The organism is Chitinophaga sp. SYP-B3965 (genome assembly GCF_009647655.1).
Taxonomy (GTDB): Bacteria; Bacteroidota; Bacteroidia; order Chitinophagales; family Chitinophagaceae; genus Chitinophaga.
In genome coordinates this window covers 529107-550105 of record NZ_WJFD01000003.1, presented here as the reverse complement: position 1 = coordinate 550105, position 20999 = coordinate 529107, and the positions used below count along the sequence as shown (strand labels likewise).

Here is a 20999-nt window from a genome sequence, read left to right as displayed (position 1 = left end):
AATTCTTTGTAATTTTCCGGGCAACTAGTCCAATATTAAACCCAGGTTATGCTTACGAATTTGAAATATTTTGCATTAATGCTCCTTTTAACTCCCGCTTTTGTCTCCTGCGACGAAGTGCGTGGCAGCGGTAACGTTAGTAAAGAAGAACGTGACCTCAGTGAATTTACTGCTGTGGAGGCATCCGGCTCCATGAATGTATATATTACCAAAGGCAATACTTCTCATGCCACTATTGAAGCGGAAGATAATATCCTCCCCTTCATAGAACTGGTAGAGGACGGTGGCCGGCTGGAAGTGCGTTTCAAAAGGAATGTACACATCAATACCCGCAAACAGGTGAAGATCTACCTCACAACAGCTAAACTGGTATCCGCAGAGCTTTCCGGCTCCGGAGACCTGGATATTCAAAGCCATTTTGAAAGCGCTGTTCCGGTACACCTGAGCCTTTCCGGCAGCGGAAACCTCAACGCCAGCTTTAGCGCCCCTGTAGTGAATCTCGATCTGGCAGGGTCCGGTAACTTTAAGGTAAAAGGAGAAACCCGGGACCTGAAAGTGAACCTGGCAGGTAGCGGAAACGCACACCTGGAAGATCTGATGACGGAAACAGCGGATCTGGACATTGCCGGCAGCGGGAATGTGGACCTCCATGCCAGCCGTTCATTGAAAGCCAATATAGTAGGTTCCGGCGATGTGAAATATAAAGGAGATCCAACCGTAGAGCTCAATAAGATTGGCTCCGGGTCAGTAAAGAAGCAGTAAATCAAATTGAAAATCTTTTGTATGTTTGCAGGCTTTTTATAAGACCATCCGAACCAACTTATGACGCAGAAACCTAAGATATTAGTGGTGTATTTCACCCAAACCGGTCAGCTACGGAGAATTATTGATCATGTGACAGCGCCATTGCAGGGCAAGGCAGATATAGTGTTCGAGGAACTGGTGCCCATTCAGCCTTTCCCTTTCCCATGGTCTAAACAGGCGTTTTTTGATGCCATGCCGGAAACGGTATTGGCAAAACCGCGTCATATCATGCCACTGAAAGTGGACCCAAATACGCATTTTGACCTGGTGATCATGGCCTATCAGCCATGGTTCCTTTCCCCGTCTCAACCAGTGGCAGCATTTTTGCAAAGTGAAGAAGGTATCCGCTTGCTGAAGGGTAAACCGGTAGTTACCTTACTCGGTTGCCGGAACATGTGGATCAATGCACAGGAGAAAATGAAGCGTTACCTGCAAAAGGCAGGTGCAAAACTGGTAGGGAATATCGTGTTGGTAGACAAAAATCCCAACCTGGTATCCCTGATCACTATCCTCCGCTGGGCCACCAAAGGGAAAAAAGAGGCATTCTTTATTTTCCCGCCCGCAGGCGTGCAGGAAAAAGAGATCGCTGAATCCGGCAGGTTTGCAGAGCCTATCCTGCAGGCGCTGGAGCAGCATAATTATGACCAGTTACATACACAATTACTGGCGCTGGAAAGCGTTGAGTTAAAACCAAGCCTGGTAGTCCTGGAATTCAGAGGGGTGAAACCTTTCCGTTTCTGGGCCAATTATATTAGTGAAAAAGGCGGTCCTGGTGATGCGGGAAGGCAGGGGCGCGTTTCCATGTACAGGGCTATTCTGTTGGTAGCCATTCCTGTACTGTCTCCTTTCACCACTGTTGCTTCCTGGTTAAAGCTCACGCTGCAGAAGGAACAACTGGCAAAGGATGTTACTTATTACAAAGGAATAGATCTCCGGGAAGGATGATCTCTATAGACGAGAGCGTATATTAATTTCCTGCCATGGGAAATGTGTGTGATTCGATTATCCATTCAAAATTTTATCTTTACGCCCGCTTAAACTTTTTTAAATCCAGTCATGAAAGAAGTATATATTACGAGGCTCTCCAAATTTTTGCCGAACGAGCCAGTAGGGAATGATGAGATGGAAAGTATCCTCGGAATGGTGGACGGAAAGCCGTCCCGGGCCAGGACGATGATCTTGGGAAACAACAAGATCAAAACCCGTTACTATGCATTGGATAAAGAAGGAAAAACTACACATTCCAATGCAGAGATGACTGCTGAGGCGGTACGGAACCTGTTTGATGAAAAGTTCCCTATCAACAAACTGCAATTGCTGGCTTGCGGTACCACTTCTCCGGATCAGTTGCTGCCTAACCATGCTGCTATGGTGCATGGTATCCTGAAATGCCCGCCCGTAGAGCTGATTGCTGCTACTGGTGCCTGTGCTGCAGGGATGCAGGCTTTTAAGTATGCTTTCATGTCTATCAAATGCGGGAATACCACTAATGCGGTAAGTACCGGTTCTGAAAAGTTCTCCAGCTGGATGCTGTCTCAAAAGTTTGAGCCGGAAACAGAAAACCTGAAGAGCCTCGCAGAGAACCCTATCATCGCTTTCGAAAAAGACTTTTTAAGATGGATGCTCTCCGACGGCGCCAGCGCTGCCCTCTTCCAGGATAAACCAAATGAAGAAGGCCTCTCGCTCCGCGTAGATTGGGTAGAGATCGCATCATATGCCAACGAACTGGATACCTGCATGTATGCCGGCGCCATCAAGAACGGTGACGGTACTACGAAAGGATGGACAGATATGACCCCTGAAGAATGGGCTGCCAACAGCGTTTTCTCCTTCAAACAGGATACCCGCCTGCTCGGCAAGAACATTGTACCTTCCGGTGCGCATATGTGGAAAGCGATGGTGGAGAAATACAACATCAATATAGATGAGATCACGTATTTCCTCCCGCACCTTTCTTCTGAATATTTCCGTTTCAGGATAGATGAGGAAATTGCAAAGCTGGGTGTACACATCCCACAGGAAAAATGGTTCACCAACCTTACACGCGTAGGGAACGTAGGTACCGCTTCTCCTTATTTTATGCTGGAAGAATTGCTCAACCAGAACCTGTTGAAGAAGGGAGACAAAATTGTGATGATGGTGCCGGAGAGCGCAAGGTTCTCTTACGCATATGCACAGATCACGGTAGTATAGGAATTCATTACGAGAACAATATAATGCAGCAGGGGCCGGAAATAAGGGCTCCTGCTGCATTTCAGTAATATCCTTCAAAACTGCAACAATGAAAAAAGAAGAAGTTCCGCAGGATGGCGACAACCTGCACAAAGGCACCTTTAAACAACTTTTTTATGCAGTAGACCAGTCTGGTGAATACACTGCCCCTGTATCCAGCGTTGGCTGGGAACCGGAGAATGTGGCACTGGACCAGGCCTGGGAAGAAGTAGAACATCGTGTGAATGAAACCAGGGACCAGGTATTGGCCGGCCAGAAAAGCCCCATTGCATACTATATGGAAAGAACCCTGCTGGACCTTCCTTTGCTGGCCAGTAAAGCCGGTAAGTTCGGCTGGCAGGTAAAACGGCATATGAAACCTGCTGTATTTAAAAAATTAAGCACCGGAATGATAACACGTTACGCAGCCATTTTTTCTATTCCTGCGGATGTATTACAAAAGGGCGAATTGTTACCATTCCAACGACCCCAATAAAAACCTTTCATGACAACGTTCAATCACGTACAAACAGCTCATTGCGAGAGCGGCGTAGTTTCCAATATGTTCCGCCATTATGGTTTAAAGATCAGTGAACCCATGGCATTTGGCATTGGCGCAGGTATCTTTTTCGGCCACCTGCCCTTTGTAAAAGTGAACGGTGTACCGGGTACCACTTACCGCATCTGGCCCGGCGCTATTTTCTCCAGGGTATGCAAACGCCTTGGTGTAAAAATGGAATCACATAAGTTCAGCAATCCCGCAAAAGCACAGCAGGCGCTGGATGATGTGATCGCAAAAGGTATACCGGTGGGCATGCAATCCAGCGTATATTACCTGCCTTACTTCCCTGCTTCTTACCGGTTCCACTTCAATGCACATAACCTGGTAGTGTTTGGAAAAGAAGGAAATGATTACCTCGTGAGTGATCCCGTAATGGATACGGTTACAAAAATAGATCCTGAAAGTCTTGAGCAGGCACGCTTTGCAAAAGGATTCCCTGCGCCGCAAGGCAAAATGTACTATCCGGTGAGTGTTCCGCAGAACGTTGATTTTGCTGGTCCCATAAAAGCAGGTATCAAACAGGCCTGTTATTTTATGCTGAAGGTGCCAATGCCGCAATTCGGTATCAAAGGCATCCGCTACCTCGCCAAACGTGTAAGACAATATCCTGAAAAACAGGGAGACAGAAGAGCTGCATTGTACCTCGGTAATATTATCCGCATGCAGGAAGAGATCGGTACCGGTGGTGCAGGATTTCGTTTTATGTATGCCGCTTTTTTACAGGAAGCAGGCACTTTATTGAAAAAAGAAGAGCTGATCGCTATCGGGAAAGACCTCACACTGGTGGGAGACCTCTGGCGCAATTTTGCATTTGCGGCCGGCCGTGTGTGTAAAGCCCGCGTAGTGGATAACAGTCCATATAACGAGTTGGGAGATATGCTGATGCATATTGCGGATGAGGAAGAAAAGATCTTCCGCCGTTTATCAAAAGTGAAGTATGACTAGCATTGCTGTAACGGATCTGCATAAAACTTACGCAGGGGCCTTAACGCCAAGCCTGGAAGGGTTGTCGTTTTCATTCCCCGAAGGAAAGATAGTAGGTTTGCTGGGCCCCAATGGCGCAGGAAAAACCACCACTATCTCTATCTTATGCGGACTCGTAAAAGCAGGCAGCGGCAAGGTGATGATCTTTGATATACCACAGGATGCAGCACGCCGTGAAGCCATCAAACGGATCATCGGTATCGTGCCGCAGCAAATAGCATTGTTCCCGCAGCTCACCGCAAAAGAGAACCTCTGTTATTTCGGCAACTTGTATGGTTTCAAGGGCAAAGCATTAAAGCAAAAAATAGATCATTACCTGGAAATATTCGGACTGGAAAAAGCGGCAGACAAAGAAGTGGGGAAGTTTTCCGGTGGTATGAAACGGCGTACGAACATCATCGCCGCCATTTTGCATGAGCCCCGTTTACTCATCCTGGACGAACCAACCGCAGGCGTGGATGTACAATCCCGCACCATGATCCTGCAATTCTTAAAAGAATATAATCAGAAAGGTAACAGCGTAGTATATACTTCCCATTTACTGGACGAAGCACAACAGATCTGTGAAGATGTGGCCATTATTGATGAAGGAAAGCTGGTGGTACAGGGAAATCCGACGGATCTGATCCGGCAGCATCCGGCATGCAGGAATCTTGAAGATGTGTTTTTACATTATACAGGGCATGCAGTTAGAGATTAAAAAAACATGTTAAGGCTCATTGCTACAATACGAAAAGAATGGCTGCTGCTCCTGCGGGATAAAGCGGGACTGGCATTGCTATTTGCCATGCCCATTATCCTGATCACCGTGATGGCCCTGATCCAGGACGCACCGTTTAAAGATTACCAGGAAGTGAAGTTCGATATCCTCACCGTGGATAACGACCAGGGAAGGCTGGGCCGCTACATCAGAGAAGGGCTTGGCAACAGCGGTCAATTCAATGTGATAGATTCATTAAATGATCAACCCGTTAGCGAAACAACCGCCAAAGCATTAATAGGAGAGGGGCATTATAAAATAAGTATCATCATCCCTAAAGGCAGTACAGCAGAGATTGTTAGCAATGCCAACAAGATCGTGAACGATATCTCCAAACGCATGGGCATTCCGGTACAGCTGCCGGTAAAGGCCATAGCCGCGGACTCCCTGGCAGTACAACTCTACTTTGACCCTGCAGCCAAGAAAGCATTTAAAAGTGCTATTCACCAGGCCCTGGATAATTTCCTGACGCAGGTGCAAACAGACCTTTTGCTGGAACGCATCCAGCTACAGCTGAAGAGTAAGGATAGCACGGCCACAGATACATTTCCTGCCATCAAACTGAAAGCAGTAGGCCTGCAGGAAACCAACCTGGGTAAAAACCAGGAGATAGATGTGATCTCTAATTCTGTACAACACAACGTACCGGCATGGAGTATCTTCGCCATGTTCTTCATCGTGATCCCCATTGCCGGCAACATGATCCGTGAAAGAGAAGATGGCAGCCTCGTGCGGATGAAACTGATCCCTGGCAATTACCTCTCCATCCTCTCCGGCAAACTGTTGTTCTTTGTAGGAATTTGTGTGGTACAGTTCTATCTGATGATCGTTATCGGTATCTATGTCATGCCCCTGCTGGATTTGCCGGCCCTGCAACTGGGTGTGAACCATCTGGCAGGATTCATAACAGCTGTAACTATCGGTGTTACTGCTACTGCCTATGGCATCCTGATAGGCACTTTATTTAAAACACCTAACCAGGCACTGAACTTTGGGGCTATTTCTATTGTGATCCTGAGCGCCATTGGCGGCATCTGGATCCCGCTGGAGATCATGCCGGAGAATATCCAGATGATCGGAAGATTATCTCCTCTGAGCTGGGGCCTGGATGCTATAAACGATGTTTATCTGAGGAATGGGAATGTTAGTTTTATCCTGCCGGATATTACCCGTTTACTGGCCTGCGGGTTGGTGATGCTGGGTATTGCGGCCTGGGTGGAACAAAGAAGGATCAGTTAACGAAGAATAAACATTTTCTTAACAACGGTAAAACAATTATTTTTACTCCCTTGGAAATGCGCCACGAGCGTGAAACCTACAACAATTATGGAAGCGTTAAAACTGAAATTGAAACAGCAGATCATTGAGGCCCTGAACCTGCAGGACACCCGCCCTGAAGATATTGACGACAATGCTGCATTGTTCGGCGAAGGATTGGGACTGGATAGTATCGATTCGCTGGAATTGATGGTGCTGTTGGAAAGGCAATACAAGATCAAAGTAGAAGATCCCCGCGAAGGGCGTAAAATACTACAGTCCGTACAAAGCATGGCTGAGTTCATTCAGAGCAAACAACCAGCTTAAACAACGGCATGGCGGAACGCGTTTTTATAACAGGGATAGGCATGATCTCTGCCATTGGCAACAATGTGCAGGAGAATCTCCGTCATCTGCGCGAGCAGAAGAGTGGATTGGGATACACCCGTCATATTGATACCATTCACAGAGATGTGTTGCCTGTAGGAGAAGTAGCGGCCACTACAGCTGAACTGGCTGCCATGGCCGGTATTAAAGAACTTCCCGGTTACACCCGCACCACCTTGCTGGGCCTTGTGGCCATACAGGAAGCCTTACGCTCCGCCGGTATAAAGGATGCGAAAGAATTACCCACCGCCTTCATCAATGCTTCCACCGTTGGCGGTATGTGTGATACGGAAAAAGTATATTTCGATATCCTGGATCCTAACAAAGAAGGAGACTTCCTCAATTACATCGATACCCTGGACTGCGCAGATTGCACCCAACGCATAGCAGACGAAACTGGTATCGATGAATATGTAACTACCATCAGCACCGCCTGTTCTTCTTCTGCCAATGCACTAATGTATGGCGCACGCCTCATTCAGCAGGGCCTGGTACAACGTGCTGTATGTGGTGGCACAGAAGCACTCACCCGCTTCACCATGAACGGTTTTAATTCACTGAAGAACATCGATAAGCAATTCTGCCGCCCCTTTGATCAGCAGCGTAATGGGCTGAACCTGGGAGAGGGAGCTGCTTACGTGGTATTGGAAAGTGAATCATTGGTGAAGGAAAGGAACGCACAGATCCTCGCAGAACTCAGCGGATGGTGTAATACCAACGAAGCATTTCATCCTACAGCACCTTCACCGGAAGGGGATGGTGCATACGAAGCCATGAAGAAAGCTTTGAAGATGAGCGGCAGAAGTACGGCAGATGTGCAATACGTAAATGTACACGGCACAGCTACTTTAAATAATGATGTATCTGAAGGCATTGCATTGGAGCGGCTGTTTGGAAGCAATGTGCCTAAATTCAGTTCCACCAAACCATTCACCGGACATACATTGGCCGCCGCAGGAGCGATAGAAGCTATCTTTGGGGTATTGGCCATCAGGGAACAGTTGGTCTTTCCGAATCTTCACTTCTCTGAAAAGATGGAAGAACTGCACATCACACCAGAAACGCAATTATTGGAAAATTACCCCGTGAAGAACGTAATTTCCAATTCATTTGGTTTCGGTGGGAATAATGCATCACTTGTGATCAGTAAATATGAAGGGTAAATACTACATACAGTCGGCCGCCGCTATCTCTCCACAGGAAAGCTTTTCGGGCCCTTTTGTTCCACAGCTGCTAACGCTGGCGGATAAAAACCTGTTGCGTATCAAGGAACCGGATTACAGCGGTTTCATTCCTCCCAACAATTTACGCCGCATGAGCCGCGTGCTCAAAATGGGACTGGTAGCTGCGCTGCAATGTTTACGCAACAGTGAGGTAAGTATGCCTGGCGCTATTATCACTGGCACCGGTAAAGGCAGTTTGCAGGATACAGAACGTTTCCTGAAGAACATTACAGAGTACGCAGAAACAGCGCTCAATCCAACACCCTTTATTCAATCCACCTACAATTCTGTGAACGGCCTTATAGCGGTGCAACAGAAATGTACACAATACAACAGCACTTTCGTTCACCGTGGTTTTTCCTTTGAGCACGCCCTGCTGGATAGTATGATGCAAATCGCCGAAGGCAATGCAGATGTAGTGCTCACAGGCGCCTTCGAAGAAATATCCGACGAACATTTTTATATCAAGAGTCGCATTGGTTACTGGAAAAAAGCCCTCACGCAACCTGCAGAACTTTTAACCAGCAGAACGCCCGGCACCATTGCCGGCGAAGGATCGGCTTTCTTCATGTTGGGCAGTAAACCCGGAAACCATCCACTGGCCTGTATTGAAGGCATTAAGATGGTGTACAAGCCCACGCAGGAAAAGTTACATGCTGCATTGGAAACATTCCTGGCACAGCATGAAATTACCCCATCGGATATCGATCTCCTGATCACCGGCCAGAATGGAGATGTGAACCACGATCACTATTACCACAATTTAATTGTACAATATTTCCCTGCTACCACTTCGCTACCGTTTAAAACACTCTGCGGTGAATATGATACGGCATCTGCTTTTGCATTATGGCTGGCTACGCAGGTGATAAAGGAGCAGGGGTTGAAGAAGATACTTATCTATAATAACTTCTATGGAGATCAGCACACTTTCCTGTTGCTGAGTAATAGCTAAGCTATCTTATAGATCTTCAACACCTCCGGGTTAGAAAAGAAGTCCACCGGATCATAGAACAGCGCAATGTATTCCTTATTGTCCTGTGCTTTCAACCTGGCTACCGTTAAGGTTTCCAGCGTATGCTCACTGATAAATTCCGCTTTATTAAAATGATCTGTTTGTCCCTTTTCAATTAGTGCCTGGAGATGCGCATAATTGAAATCATTGAACTCAACATTAAAATCCGCCTGAAAAGATTTGAACCCGGTAATGAAATGGGTTTTATCCTGCAGTATTATCTTTTGCAGTAATTCTTCAAACGTAGGCCCTGACTTGGCATAACTGCCGCCAAAGATCTTTGATATATATTGAAAGAAACGATTACTCACTAGTCACCTTTTATGATGTAAATGTATTATAATAATTCCAATGTAAGATTCCGTTCAATTTTAAATGGCACTTCGTGCTGGCATTGCCGGTAAGTACTATCACAATTCAGTTTTACTTTCAGGTTTAGCAGGTTGTGCATATCTGCTTTTTCAATCCTGCCATCTGTGGTGCGGATGGAAGTATTGATGGTAAAGAATTCACGGCCATATTGCACATTATAGGCTCCTGCTGCACCGGGGCGTACCATCTGGAAATTATTCAGCGTGTCTTTGATCACAGGTTCCTTCATATCCTCCAGCAGAAAGTTAAGGCATGGATTGGCAGGAGGGAGGAATTGGGTTTTAACGATCACCTGTTGTTTGTTTATGGCAGTGAGGCTCGAAATCACTTGCAAACAATCATGCCCAACAAGGATTGTTTTCCCGTTGGCAAAATCTCCTTTCACTAATTCTGGTTTTACCACTTTATCTCCGGCCTTTTTCAATTGCTGCAAGCCAAGCTGTGGGCCTACAGCAACATAGAAAGTATGAAAATCAGTGATGGGCCCGGTCATATCTGCTACGTCTATCTTCGGCAAAGCAAGATTGCCCTTGCTATCCAGCGAAAGTGTATAAGGTTTTACGGCCAGTGCGGTAGCAGATTCATCCGTGGTATCCGTTCCTTTGATCCGTTTAAGGCTGATCCATTTCACTTCTTCAAAGGGAATACCTTTTTGATCCTTACCGGTTGTGACTTCACAGATAGCCAGGGAAGATGGCTGCGGCTGGCCATTGTAACTGAAAGACGTGAACAGCTGATACCGGTGTTTAGCACCGGTTTTATATTGTAAAACAGGTACCTGTGCCATGGCAGCGTGGCCAATGAGCAGCATTAGCATGAAAAAGGGTTTCATATATGAGGGTTATTTATGAACAACACGGTATACCGGGTAACGCATGAATCCAGGTTCATTCCAGGGAGAAGCACGATACACAAAATTCAACTGCGCAGATGCACTCTGTGCAAATGTGCTGTCCTCTGCTCTTTTCTTCTCCAGTTCTTTCTTCACTTCCGGGTGCTGGCGTAAGAATTCTGCTGCGGTATCTTCAAACACATAAGTAGAATACCCTTCTTTCTGACCCAGGATAGCATCAAAGAAATTCCAGGCAAAGAAGGAATCACCACCCGTTGGTTCCAGTGTTTCCACCAGGTAACGGTTAGCAACCTGGTTCATGGGGATGTAATAATCTCCTTTCAGGAATTTGATGGTTTGTTTGCTGGCGCTCACTTTCACACCATTATGAATATAGTGTTTCTCATAAGGGCGTAAGGGTGTTTTATAATCTTCGATCTTATAAGCTTCTACTTCAATGGAAGTATCCCTGGCCAGCTGGCGCATGCGAACTTTATTGTTCTGCAGCAATTCTATCACAGCCCACCAGCCTTGCGGGATAATATAAGCTTCCGGTTTATCCACGAAATCACCTCCTTCAAACGTATTGAAGATCCTGATCTGTTTTTCATAAGGTTGATTCCTATCGTAGTAAAGGCGGGGTAATCCGGAGATCTCACTCGGTTTTCTGCCGGCTTTGAATCCTTTAAACGTATAATATTCAGATTTGGTCATATCCGGTGCCCAGCTAAGCGGGAACTTTGTTTGGGATTTGACAGCTTCTTTCGTTTGCCTGCGCAGCCGGCTGATCTCTTCACTGTTTTCGCTGGTGAACCTGATAAAACATTCCATGAGGGCATAAGTAGCTTCCACACGTTGCTTATAGGGTTTCAGCATATGAGTTTCCGGCACAAAACCGAAAGTATGGAAGAGCGTGGTGTATCCACTGGAATATCTTGGGCCGTCCGCATAAGCTACCCAGCCACTGTCCGGTGTATCGCCGAAATGATTTACGTAGGGGAGGAGATCGTAACCCTTTTCCTTCATTAAACGGTAGAGGCCGGGTTCAAAGCTTTTATGGATGAATTCACCCATGGGGCCGCCCAGTTTGCCGTGCTGGGTAGTGAGCAAGGTCATAATGTGCTGATAGTCAGCGCCGTTGCTTACATGGTTATCTACAAACACATCGGCATCCGTCATCTGGTAGATCTGTTGGAAGGCACGGGCATTGCGGGAATCAGCTTTGATGAAATCCCGGTTCAGATCGAGATTTTGGGCATTGCCCCGGGAACCGAACTCTTCGGGGCCATTTTGGTCTACCCGGTAAAAAGCACTCCGGTTGAGGGAACCGCCGATATTATACAGGGGGATCACGGCCAATACCACATTCGCCGGTAATTTCTTTTTTCCCTGTACAATGTCCCGCAGGAGCATCATGCTGGCATCAATACCATCCGGTTCGCCGGGGTGGATGCCATTGTTGATCAGGATAATGCGTTTATTCTTTTTATGAAGGCTTTCGAAATTGAAGTCTTTATCCTGGGAGAGCACTACCAGGTGGAGTGGGTATCCGGCATCTGTTTGCCCTATTTCCATCAGTTTTAGCTGCGGGTAGTGTTTTACGAGGGCTTTGTAGTAAGCAATGCATTCATGGTAGGTAACGGTCTCTTTGCTGCCGGTACGTTCATATTTAGTGGTAAAATCCTGTGCGGAAGCAGATAAAGCCAGGCAGGATAGCAGAATAATGGAGAAATTCCTCATGGCTATAAAAATACAGGGTCTGGGTTAAATATCCTTGCCTCGTTTGTGGGAATTATATGAATGAGGTGGCAGTTTTTATGCTGCTATTTTGACAGGTACCCCACCTTAATACGGGATGGATACGGGAAGGATACGGGATTGGTACGGGATTGATACGGGATTGGTGTGGGATTACTTTTTAAAGAAGCTGGTTATCAATCTCTTAACACAAATAAAAAAAGCTCTTCCCGTTTTCCAGGAAGAGCTGAAGTATTTTTACGCAGCGCAATTAAGCCAGGACGTTAACCTTCTTGGAGAGCTTGCTCTTCAGGTTTGCAGCCTTGTTCTTGTGTATGATATTGCGCTTAGCCAGTTTGTCGATCATAGAAATTACTTCAGGTAAATTCTCTGAAGCAGCAGCCTTGTCAGTCAGCTTTTTCAGGTCCCGTATGGCATTACGGGTAGTTTTACCGTAGTAACGGTTACGCTCATTTCGCTTTCTGCTTTGACGTACGTCTTTTTTCGTTGCTTTATGGTTTGCCATTGTATAATTTTCAAGTTTCGGAGGGCAAAGGTATGTTTTTACTTATTACAAACAAAATAAAAAGAAGGGATTTCCTCCGGAGCCGGAGAATTACCCTTTTCGATACGGGTCACAAAGATAATAAATTATACACATATTATACCTTGAAATCCTCATAAAACCACTGTGGAAATACCATAAAATCCCAAATCTTTAGCGATATTTGCAATCCCATATCCCGTTTTGTGTGTTATATAGAATGGAATATGTTTCAGAATAAAAGACCAAGCTTAAATTTTCGTTGTAAATGAAGGACTTTTCGTTTGTCACCAACTCGCATCCGGCGTACATCGAATCGCTGTATAAAGAGTACAGTACTGATCCGGCTAGTGTAGATCCGGAATGGATCAGGTTTTTTGAAGGATTTGACTTTGCGGTGAGCAACACTAACGGTAAAGCGGCCCCCGCCGCTGGTGGCACTGCGGTAACCTTGCCGGTAAGCAGCGAACAACTTGTGAAGGAACTGGGTGTTTACCGCCTTATCCAGGCCTATCGCAAAAAAGGCCATTTAGTGGCCAATACCAACCCCATCCGTCCCCGGAAAGACCGCCAGCCTAATCTGGACCTTAGTTTCTTTGGCCTTACAGACGCAGACCTTAAAACAGAATTCTTTGCCGGCCAGGTGATCGGCCTTGGTAAAACCAGCCTGGACAAGATCCTGCAACACCTCAAAGGGGTATATGCAGCAGCTGTAGGCCTGGAATTTACTTATATCAATGATGCCGCAAAGGTAGACTGGTTGCAGAAAGAGATGGAAACCACCATCCGCAATCCCCTCACCGTGGATCAGAAAAAACGCATCCTGCTCAAGCTGAACCAGGGTGTTATGTTCGAAAAATTCCTCCATACCAAATATATCGGGCAGAAACGTTTCTCCCTGGAAGGTGGCGAAACCACCATCCCCGCACTGGATGCCATGATCAATACTTCTGCCGAATACGGTGTACAGGAAGTAGTGATCGGTATGGCACACCGCGGCCGTTTGAACGTGCTGGCCAATATCCTGGGTAAAACATATGAGCAGATCTTCTCAGAATTTGAAGGAACTGCCATCCCCGATACCACCATGGGCAGCGGAGACGTGAAGTACCACCTGGGCTTCCGCTCTACTATTCAAACCCCTGCCGGTAAAGAGGTGAACGTACAGCTCACACCCAACCCTTCCCACCTGGAAGTGGTAGACCCTGTTGTGGTAGGTTTTGCCCGCAGCAAGGCAGATGTGATCTACAACAGCGATTACGATCAGATCCTCCCCATCCTCATCCACGGAGACGCGGCTATTGCAGGTCAGGGAGTAGTATATGAAGTGGCCCAGATGAGTAAGCTGAAAGGCTACTATACCGGCGGCACCATGCACTTTGTGATCAACAACCAGATCGGTTTCACCACCGATTTTGAAGATGCAAGGTCCTCCGATTATTGTACCAGCGTAGCTTCTATTGTGCAAGCCCCTGTGTTCCATGTGAACGGGGACGATGTGGAAGCCGCCGTGAAGATTGCGGAGATTGCTACACGTTACCGCCAGGAGTTTAACTCCGATATCTATATAGATATGGTTTGCTACCGCAAACACGGTCACAATGAGGGAGATGATCCTAAATTCACCCAACCGAAACTTTACGCAGAGATCGATAAACACCCCAATCCCCGCGAAGTATATTCCCAGCAGCTCATTGCCAAAGGGGATGTGGATGCTTCCATCGCGCAGGAAATGGAAAAAGCTTTCTGGGCAGATCTGCAGGAGCGCCTGGATGATGTAAAACAACATCCGCTACCGTATACTTACCAGACCCCGGAAAAATGGTGGAAGGAACTGCGCAAATCCACCCTGGCGGATTTCGACAAATCTCCTGATACCGCTATCACCAAAGAGCAGCTGGAAAACCTTTTCAAGGGCATAATGGTTATACCTGAAGGATTTAAACCATTACGTAAAGTGGAAAAACTGCTCCAGGATAAACAAAAGCTGTACAGCGAACAAGGTCTGCTGGACTGGTCTTCCGGGGAATTACTGGCTTATGGCAGTATCCTGAAAGATGGCCGGGACGTGCGTTTAAGCGGCCAGGATGTGAAGAGGGGTACCTTCTCTCACCGCCATGCCGTATTGCGTAACGAAGAAACAGACGAAGAATACAGCCGCCTCAGCAAACTGAGCGACGATCAGGGCAAGTTCCGCATTTACAATTCCCTGCTCAGCGAATTTGCTGTGCTGGGTTTTGAATACGGTTATTCCATCGCCAACCCTAATGCGCTGACCATTTGGGAAGCCCAGTTCGGGGATTTCATGAATGGCGCTCAAACATTGATAGACCAGTTCATCACATCTGCAGAAACCAAATGGCAAAAGCAAAGCGGCCTCGTGCTGTTGCTGCCACACGGATATGAAGGGCAGGGGCCGGAACACTCCAGCGCCCGCCTGGAACGCTTCCTGCAACAGTGTGCTGAACAGAACATATTTATTACCAATTGTACAACAGCTTCCAGCTTCTTCCATGCTATACGCCGCCAGCTGGCGCTGCCTTTCCGTAAACCGATGATCAACTTCTCACCCAAGGCCAACCTTCGTCACGTGCGGAGTTACAGCCCCATTGCGGAATTCACGCAGGGCGGGTTCAAAGAAGTACTGGATGATCCGTTTATCACAGATGCAGCTGGTGTGAAGAAAGTATTGCTTTGCAGCGGTAAGATGTATTTCGACCTGAGCGAGAAGCAAATGAAGGAAGACCGGAAAGATGTGGCCATTGTGCGGATGGAACAGCTGTATCCGTTGCCGGTAGGGCAACTGGAAGCTATCCAGAAGAAATACAAAGGGGCTGCATGGTCCTGGGTACAGGAAGAGCCCCTGAATATGGGTGCCGCCAGTTTCCTGTTAATGAACCTGCAGCAAATTAAATATGATGTGATCAGCCGCCCGGCCAGTGCAGCTACGGCAACCGGTTATGGTAAAGTGCATGCTAAGGAGCAACAGGATATCATAGACGCAGCTTTTAAGGTTAAAGCAAAAAAATAATAGGGCTGGTTTGTAATTGACCAGTAAATTCGCAAAACAAAACTTTCCGCATAAAAGCGGAATGGAGGGTTAACACATGATAATCGAAATTAAAGTTCCCACGGTAGGAGAATCAATCAGCGAAGTAACACTTGCAAAATGGCTCAAGAAAGACGGAGATGTTGTGAAGCAGGATGAGGTATTATGCGAAATGGAATCAGAGAAAGCCACCTTTGAACTGAATGCAGAGAAGGCCGGTGTACTGAAGATCATTGCAAAAGAAGGCGATACCCTGAACATCGGGGCAGTAGCCTGTACTATTGATACGGATGGCGCGGCTGCCACCACAGCCCCTGCGGCTGCGGCTCCTGCTGCACCTGCAGCAGCTCCGGAAACTCCGGCGGCTCCCGCAGCAGCCCCTGCAGCACCAGCTGTGAACAAAGGCACGATCGATATCAAAGTTCCCACCATCGGAGAATCCATCAGCGAAGTGACCCTCCTTAAATGGTTAAAGCAAACAGGTGATTACGTGGAAAGGGATGAAGTGCTTTGCGAACTGGAATCAGAGAAGGCCACTTTCGAACTGAATGCGGAAGAAGCCGGTGTATTGAAAACACTCGCAAAAGACGGAGATACCCTCAATATAGGAGACGTAGCCTGCCAGATAGATACGGCTGCTCCCCGCCCTGCCGGTAAAGCACAACCTGCACAACAACAGGCTGCCGCGGCACCTAAAGCACAGGCGCCTGCACAACAGGCCCCGGCTGCAACACTTCCTGGAGATGTGAAAGCAAGCCCGGTTGCTGCCGCTGTAATTGCAGATAAGAAAGTAGACCCTGCTTCTATTAAAGGAAGTGGTGCACACGGCAAGATCATGAAAGATGATGTAATGGCCGCCCTGGAAAATCCGGGTGTAGCCATTGGGCATGATCTGTTCAGCCGTGCAGAGCGCAGGGAGAAAATGAGCAATCTGCGTAAAGTAGTATCCCGCAGACTGGTGGAAGCCAAGAACACTACGGCCATGCTCACCACGTTCAACGAGGTGGATATGACCAATATCATGGCTATCCGCAGCAAATACAAAGAAGTATTCAAAACTGCACACGGTGTTAACCTTGGTTTCATGAGCTTCTTCGCAAAAGCAGTTTGCTTTGCATTGCAGGAGTTCCCGGCCGTTAACGCTTATATAGACGGAGAAGAACTGGTTTACCACGATTTCTGTGATATTTCCATTGCCGTATCCGCTCCAAAAGGTCTCGTTGTACCCGTGATCCGCAATGCGGAAAGCCTGGGTATGGCAGATATTGAGAAGAAAGTAGTAGAGCTGGCCACTAAGGCACGTGACAACAAGCTTTCCATGGAAGAGATGACCGGCGGTACCTTCACCATCACCAATGGCGGTGTATTCGGTTCATTAATGAGCACACCTATCATTAACATTCCGCAATCAGCTATCCTGGGCATGCACAAGATCCAGGACCGCCCGATGGCTGTGAACGGACAGGTAGTGATCCTTCCCATGATGTATGTGGCGCTCAGTTATGATCACCGTATCATTGACGGTAAAGAGTCTGTAAGTTTCCTCGTGAGAGTGAAAGAAATGCTGGAAAACCCCGAGCAGCTGCTGTTTGGTAAGGATCCGGTAAAGGCTTTGCTGAAACTGTAGTTACCTGTAACGTATATACGAATATCGAGAAAGGGCGCCTGATTCAGGCGCCCTTTTCTTATCTTGTAGAAAGCGGTTAAAAAACAAGCAGTACCGGTTTAAATCTATTTACATGAGAAGTTTATTTTTCGTAGATTTATGGTACATACGGTGAACACGATTACGACTTATAAGAGGAACCTAACATAAGGACACAACAACCAGAATCGAGACGTAGAGGACCTTTAACCTTATTACCATCATCTAAATCAAACAGCAAATCGAGGCGCGGACCTGCGCAAACCAAAAATCTATTCGAGGTAACATTCTTTTTCACCAGAAAATTTATTGTTTAAAGTACGCCATTAGTTTTTATCACATTTGATCTTACCAGCGCAAGCCGCTGCTAAATCGAATTTGCGCGCATCTATGTCAATGTGTTTGTATCAGCAAGGCGCCTGATCAGTACGCTATTTATTATATCAATCAAAATCTAGTAAAATGAAAAAGCTTCATTTAGCCTTTCTATGCCTGTTCCTATTCCATCAACTGAACGCACAGACTGTTCAGGTGACGGGAGTAATAACAGATGCACTCTCCAAAGATCCTTTACCCGGGGTAACCATCAGGATCAAATCAACCAACCGGGGAACCACTGCAGATGTTACTGGTAAATACACCATCACGGTGGATCCCAGTGCTTTCCTGGAAATCACTTTCATCGGGTACACTACCCAAACCATCAAAGTAGGATCACAACGAACCATTAATGTTTCATTGGAACTCACCAACAGTTCCCTGCAGGAAACAGTGGTGATCGGTTACCAGACCATCACCCGCAGAAACTCCACTGCAGCCATTTCCAGCATATCGGGCAAAGAGTTGCAGAACCTTCCCTCATCTGGTTTTGATCAGTTATTGCAAGGTCGCCTCTCCGGGGTGAACGTGCAAAACTTCACGGGAGAACCCGGTGCACGCAGTTCTGTAGTGGTACGGGGTAACTCAACTGCGAACAAGGGATATGATGAATTCAATGCCATTAACTCTCCACTGTATGTAGTGGATGGTATTCCTCAACCTACAGAAAGTTATGTAGGCCCCAATACGGGAACCGGTACTAACTACCTCGCTGGTATCAACCCGGTGGACATTGAATCGGTGGATGTATTAAAAGATGCGTCTGCCGCCGCTATTTACGGTTCCCGCGCTGCGTATGGGGTAATCCTCATCACCACAAAGAAAGGGCGCACAGGGGGCACTAAAGTGAATGTATCTGGTTATTACGGAGTGGTACAGCGGCCGGAATTAAGGGATGTGGTAGTAGGCGCTGCCGAAAGAAGACAGAAGCTCACCATCCTGGAAGAAAGGATAAGATACGCAGACAGGGTGCAATTACCCTACATGCTCACGGATAGCCTCAATCCCGCCTTTAACAGTAATACAGACTGGCAGGACATGTTCTACCGCGTTGGCGCTGTCAGGAATGCAGACATGAGTATCAGTGGCGGATCGGCAGATGGTATGACCTATCGTTTCAGTTCCGGTTATTATGATGAAGAAGGTATTGTGAGAGGAACGGACCTGAAACGTTACACCAGCCGCCTTACACTTAATACCCGCGCGTTGAATAATAAACTCGAGATCACGCCGATGATATTCTTCAGCCATGTAAGCCGTCACCGCGGAGACGGAGATGCGCAATCTCCCATCAGCATCAGTGCCGGCGCTATGCCATCTTCCCTTTTCAACCTGGACCCTAATAAAAAACAATCCATCCTGGGAAGTTATGATGAATCGCTGGACGGTAACGTGATCAGTAACTTTAACATAAACCTTACACTTGGATACTACATTACTAAACACCTGAAATTAACTTCTCAGAATTCCTACCTGTACCTCACTACCCGCAGGGATTACAACCGTACCAATGAACTTAATTCCGGTGCGGGCAACCTCTCTACTACTTACGCGGATAATCAGCACGACATCCTTTCTTCCAACTACCTCAGCTATATAAATAGTCTTGATGATCACAGTTTTAGTGTAGTACTTGGAACCGACATACAGTTTGATAAATTCCAGAATATGCAGGCCCTTGGTTACGGCGGGGTATCTGACCAGATCCAGGTGATACAAGGGTTCCGCCCTGTTAATACAAGTGCTTATTCAGATTACCAGAGTTATGGCCTTTTATCTTACTATGCCCGTTTCAGCTATTCTTATAAAAATAAATACCTCCTTTCTTTCAGTGGAAGAGGAGATGGTTCCTCCCGTTTTGGAGAGAACAGCAAATGGGGATATTTCCCTTCCGCTTCCGTTGGCTGGATCCTGTCCGACGAGAGTTTTATCAATGTGAAACCATTCTCCATGATAAAGATCAGGGGTAGTTATGGTACCTCTGGTAGTTTGCCGAAACAAAACTACCTGCAATACAATCTTTATAGAGTGAACAATGGAGGATTTGACGGAAACTTCAACGCTACCTCTTACAATGGTATCACTGCCGTTACACCCAACTTTGCAGATGGTGCTGCTCAACCCGGCCTGAGCTGGGAAAAATCTTCCCAATGGAACGTTGGAACTGATTTTGAAATTGGCCAGACAGGCCGTGTCAGCGGTTCTATAGATGTGTACAATAAAGAAAGTACACTGCAATTATTCAGTATTGAATTACCAGTTACTTCCGGTTATGATAATGCACTCACGAATGCTATTGGCGTGCGTAACTCAGGTCTGGAAGTGCAACTGGCCGCTTATCCGCTGAATCCTAAAAATGCCATACGCTGGAGAGTAGCCCTCAATGCTTCCTATAATAAAAATGAAGTGATGAGCCTGCCGAATGGTGGCAGGGACCTTGTGCTGCAGGGAGACCGTTTCGACAAATCTCACATCCTCTCCATCGGCAAACCGTTAAATGCCTTCTACCTGTACAAAACACAAGGTGTTTACCTTACAGATGATGATGTGCCCGGTAATAAATTCACCGGGGAAAAATTCCGCAACGGTAACTATGTATACAGAGGCGGAGACTTCCGCTTTGCAGACCTGGATGGTGATAACTTCATCGATATCTTTAATGATGGCCTGAACCCGGATAAGATTGCAGTAGGTGATCCCAACCCTAAAGTAACCGGTGGTTTTATCAATGATTTTTACTGGAAGAACTTTGGCCTGAGCATCTTCTGTACGTTCACTTTAGATCGTGACGTATTGAACCTGTACGAATCTGATCAGTTTAGCAATTCAACAGCAGGTGGCTCCGTGGATGCCTTTGCACAGTTTGCCACACCTGATTTTACGAAGGTAAATATCTGGCGCCAACCCGGTGATAAAGCAGAGTACGCCAAATACGACATCGGTACGTATGGTTACTATTACACTTCCGCACAAACATTTTTCCTGGAAAAAGGCGGTTATTTCCGCGTGAAGAATATCAGCCTGAGTTATAACCTGGGTAAGGATTTCCTGCGCAAGTTCAAGCTGGACAGGCTGCGTATCTTTAGTGTTATGGACAATGTGCTCATGATCCAGCAATCTAAAAAACTACCTGATGCAGAAGCGGTGAACCGGTATGGAGAATACAACGGAGCCGGTTACCCCATCCCCAAGAAATACACCCTTGGTTTCGACATCAATTTTTAATCCGGTAAAAAGTT

General features: G+C 46.8%; 17 protein-coding genes. 13 read left to right on the top strand and 4 right to left on the bottom strand.

The annotated features are described in order from the left end of the window. Positions 1-48 precede the first annotated feature (48 nt). From GFS24_RS20000 to GFS24_RS19955, 10 genes are all read left to right on the top strand, one after another. Complete coding sequence (locus GFS24_RS20000; protein ID WP_153662490.1) at positions 49-762, top strand: head GIN domain-containing protein; 714 nt, start codon at positions 49-51, stop codon at positions 760-762. A gap of 60 nt (positions 763-822) precedes the next feature. Next, complete coding sequence (locus GFS24_RS19995) at positions 823-1749, top strand: dialkylrecorsinol condensing enzyme (protein WP_153662488.1); 927 nt, start codon at positions 823-825, stop codon at positions 1747-1749. 111 nt (positions 1750-1860) lie between these two features. Beyond that, positions 1861-2997: a beta-ketoacyl-ACP synthase III gene (locus tag GFS24_RS19990; RefSeq protein ID WP_153662486.1), complete on the top strand. Its 1137-nt coding sequence runs from the start codon at positions 1861-1863 to the stop codon at positions 2995-2997. A gap of 88 nt (positions 2998-3085) precedes the next feature. Then, positions 3086-3511, top strand: a complete 426-nt coding sequence (locus GFS24_RS19985) for a hypothetical protein (RefSeq protein ID WP_153662484.1) — start codon at positions 3086-3088, stop codon at positions 3509-3511. 9 nt (positions 3512-3520) lie between these two features. Then, on the top strand, positions 3521-4522 hold the full coding sequence (locus tag GFS24_RS19980) for a BtrH N-terminal domain-containing protein (protein ID WP_153662482.1): 1002 nt from the start codon (positions 3521-3523) through the stop codon (positions 4520-4522). Further along, a complete protein-coding gene (locus GFS24_RS19975; protein ID WP_153662480.1) occupies positions 4515-5261 on the top strand; it encodes an ABC transporter ATP-binding protein in 747 nt (248 codons plus the stop codon). The genes GFS24_RS19980 and GFS24_RS19975 overlap by 8 nt, the downstream gene beginning before the upstream one ends. A 6-nt stretch (positions 5262-5267) precedes the next feature. After that, positions 5268-6560 (top strand): ABC transporter permease, encoded by a 1293-nt coding sequence (locus GFS24_RS19970; RefSeq protein WP_153662478.1) that lies wholly within the window; start codon positions 5268-5270, stop codon positions 6558-6560. Between the two features lie 69 nt (positions 6561-6629). Next, positions 6630-6905, top strand: a complete 276-nt coding sequence (locus GFS24_RS19965; RefSeq protein ID WP_371731276.1) for a phosphopantetheine-binding protein — start codon at positions 6630-6632, stop codon at positions 6903-6905. Between the two features lie 8 nt (positions 6906-6913). Next, on the top strand, positions 6914-8128 hold the full coding sequence (locus tag GFS24_RS19960; protein ID WP_153662476.1) for a beta-ketoacyl-[acyl-carrier-protein] synthase family protein: 1215 nt from the start codon (positions 6914-6916) through the stop codon (positions 8126-8128). Further along, positions 8118-9143, top strand: coding sequence for a beta-ketoacyl synthase chain length factor (locus GFS24_RS19955; protein WP_153662474.1), 1026 nt, complete (start codon positions 8118-8120; stop codon positions 9141-9143). The genes GFS24_RS19960 and GFS24_RS19955 overlap by 11 nt, the downstream gene beginning before the upstream one ends. On the opposite strand, the gene GFS24_RS19950 is transcribed toward GFS24_RS19955, so the two are convergent. From GFS24_RS19950 to rpsT, 4 genes are all read right to left on the bottom strand, one after another. Next, a complete protein-coding gene (locus GFS24_RS19950; protein WP_153662472.1) occupies positions 9140-9514 on the bottom strand; it encodes a hypothetical protein in 375 nt (124 codons plus the stop codon). The two genes, GFS24_RS19955 and GFS24_RS19950, sit on opposite strands and share 4 nt — an antisense overlap. A 26-nt stretch (positions 9515-9540) precedes the next feature. After that, on the bottom strand, positions 9541-10407 hold the full coding sequence (locus tag GFS24_RS19945) for a hypothetical protein (protein WP_153662470.1): 867 nt from the start codon (positions 10405-10407) through the stop codon (positions 9541-9543). 9 nt (positions 10408-10416) lie between these two features. Further along, positions 10417-12147, bottom strand: a complete 1731-nt coding sequence (locus GFS24_RS19940; protein WP_153662468.1) for a M14 family metallopeptidase — start codon at positions 12145-12147, stop codon at positions 10417-10419. A 268-nt stretch (positions 12148-12415) separates the two neighbouring features. After that, entirely contained in the window at positions 12416-12670 is a 255-nt protein-coding gene (gene rpsT, locus GFS24_RS19935) for a 30S ribosomal protein S20 (protein WP_153662466.1), read from the bottom strand. A 286-nt stretch (positions 12671-12956) separates the two neighbouring features. On the opposite strand from rpsT, the gene GFS24_RS19930 reads away from it, so the two are divergent. The 3 genes from GFS24_RS19930 (at position 12957) to GFS24_RS19920 (ending at position 20985) form a co-directional block, all read left to right on the top strand. After that, positions 12957-15719 carry a 2-oxoglutarate dehydrogenase E1 component gene (locus GFS24_RS19930; RefSeq protein WP_153662464.1) on the top strand — a complete coding sequence of 921 codons (2763 nt, stop codon included), beginning with the start codon at positions 12957-12959 and terminating at the stop codon, positions 15717-15719. A 76-nt stretch (positions 15720-15795) separates the two neighbouring features. Beyond that, positions 15796-17364 (top strand): 2-oxoglutarate dehydrogenase complex dihydrolipoyllysine-residue succinyltransferase, encoded by a 1569-nt coding sequence (gene odhB, locus GFS24_RS19925; RefSeq protein WP_153662462.1) that lies wholly within the window; start codon positions 15796-15798, stop codon positions 17362-17364. Positions 17365-17844: 480 nt separating this feature from the next. Further along, complete coding sequence (locus GFS24_RS19920) at positions 17845-20985, top strand: SusC/RagA family TonB-linked outer membrane protein (RefSeq protein WP_153662460.1); 3141 nt, start codon at positions 17845-17847, stop codon at positions 20983-20985. Positions 20986-20999 lie beyond the last annotated feature (14 nt).

What these genes read in the sequence shown, in the direction of transcription:
- GFS24_RS19970 (WP_153662478.1), top strand. Translation starts at nt 5,268, where the DNA reads ATGTTAAGGCTCATTGCTACAATACGAAAAGAATGGCTGCTGCTCCTG.
- GFS24_RS19940 (WP_153662468.1), bottom strand. Translation starts at nt 12,147, where the DNA reads ATGAGGAATTTCTCCATTATTCTGCTATCCTGCCTGGCTTTATCTGCT.
- odhB (WP_153662462.1), top strand. Translation starts at nt 15,796, where the DNA reads ATGATAATCGAAATTAAAGTTCCCACGGTAGGAGAATCAATCAGCGAA.
- GFS24_RS19990 (WP_153662486.1), top strand. Translation starts at nt 1,861, where the DNA reads ATGAAAGAAGTATATATTACGAGGCTCTCCAAATTTTTGCCGAACGAG.
- GFS24_RS19985 (WP_153662484.1), top strand. Translation starts at nt 3,086, where the DNA reads ATGAAAAAAGAAGAAGTTCCGCAGGATGGCGACAACCTGCACAAAGGC.
- GFS24_RS19975 (WP_153662480.1), top strand. Translation starts at nt 4,515, where the DNA reads ATGACTAGCATTGCTGTAACGGATCTGCATAAAACTTACGCAGGGGCC.
- GFS24_RS19960 (WP_153662476.1), top strand. Translation starts at nt 6,914, where the DNA reads ATGGCGGAACGCGTTTTTATAACAGGGATAGGCATGATCTCTGCCATT.
- GFS24_RS19945 (WP_153662470.1), bottom strand. Translation starts at nt 10,407, where the DNA reads ATGAAACCCTTTTTCATGCTAATGCTGCTCATTGGCCACGCTGCCATG.
- rpsT (WP_153662466.1), bottom strand. Translation starts at nt 12,670, where the DNA reads ATGGCAAACCATAAAGCAACGAAAAAAGACGTACGTCAAAGCAGAAAG.
- GFS24_RS19920 (WP_153662460.1), top strand. Translation starts at nt 17,845, where the DNA reads ATGAAAAAGCTTCATTTAGCCTTTCTATGCCTGTTCCTATTCCATCAA.
- GFS24_RS20000 (WP_153662490.1), top strand. Translation starts at nt 49, where the DNA reads ATGCTTACGAATTTGAAATATTTTGCATTAATGCTCCTTTTAACTCCC.
- GFS24_RS19955 (WP_153662474.1), top strand. Translation starts at nt 8,118, where the DNA reads ATGAAGGGTAAATACTACATACAGTCGGCCGCCGCTATCTCTCCACAG.
- GFS24_RS19995 (WP_153662488.1), top strand. Translation starts at nt 823, where the DNA reads ATGACGCAGAAACCTAAGATATTAGTGGTGTATTTCACCCAAACCGGT.
- GFS24_RS19980 (WP_153662482.1), top strand. Translation starts at nt 3,521, where the DNA reads ATGACAACGTTCAATCACGTACAAACAGCTCATTGCGAGAGCGGCGTA.
- GFS24_RS19930 (WP_153662464.1), top strand. Translation starts at nt 12,957, where the DNA reads ATGAAGGACTTTTCGTTTGTCACCAACTCGCATCCGGCGTACATCGAA.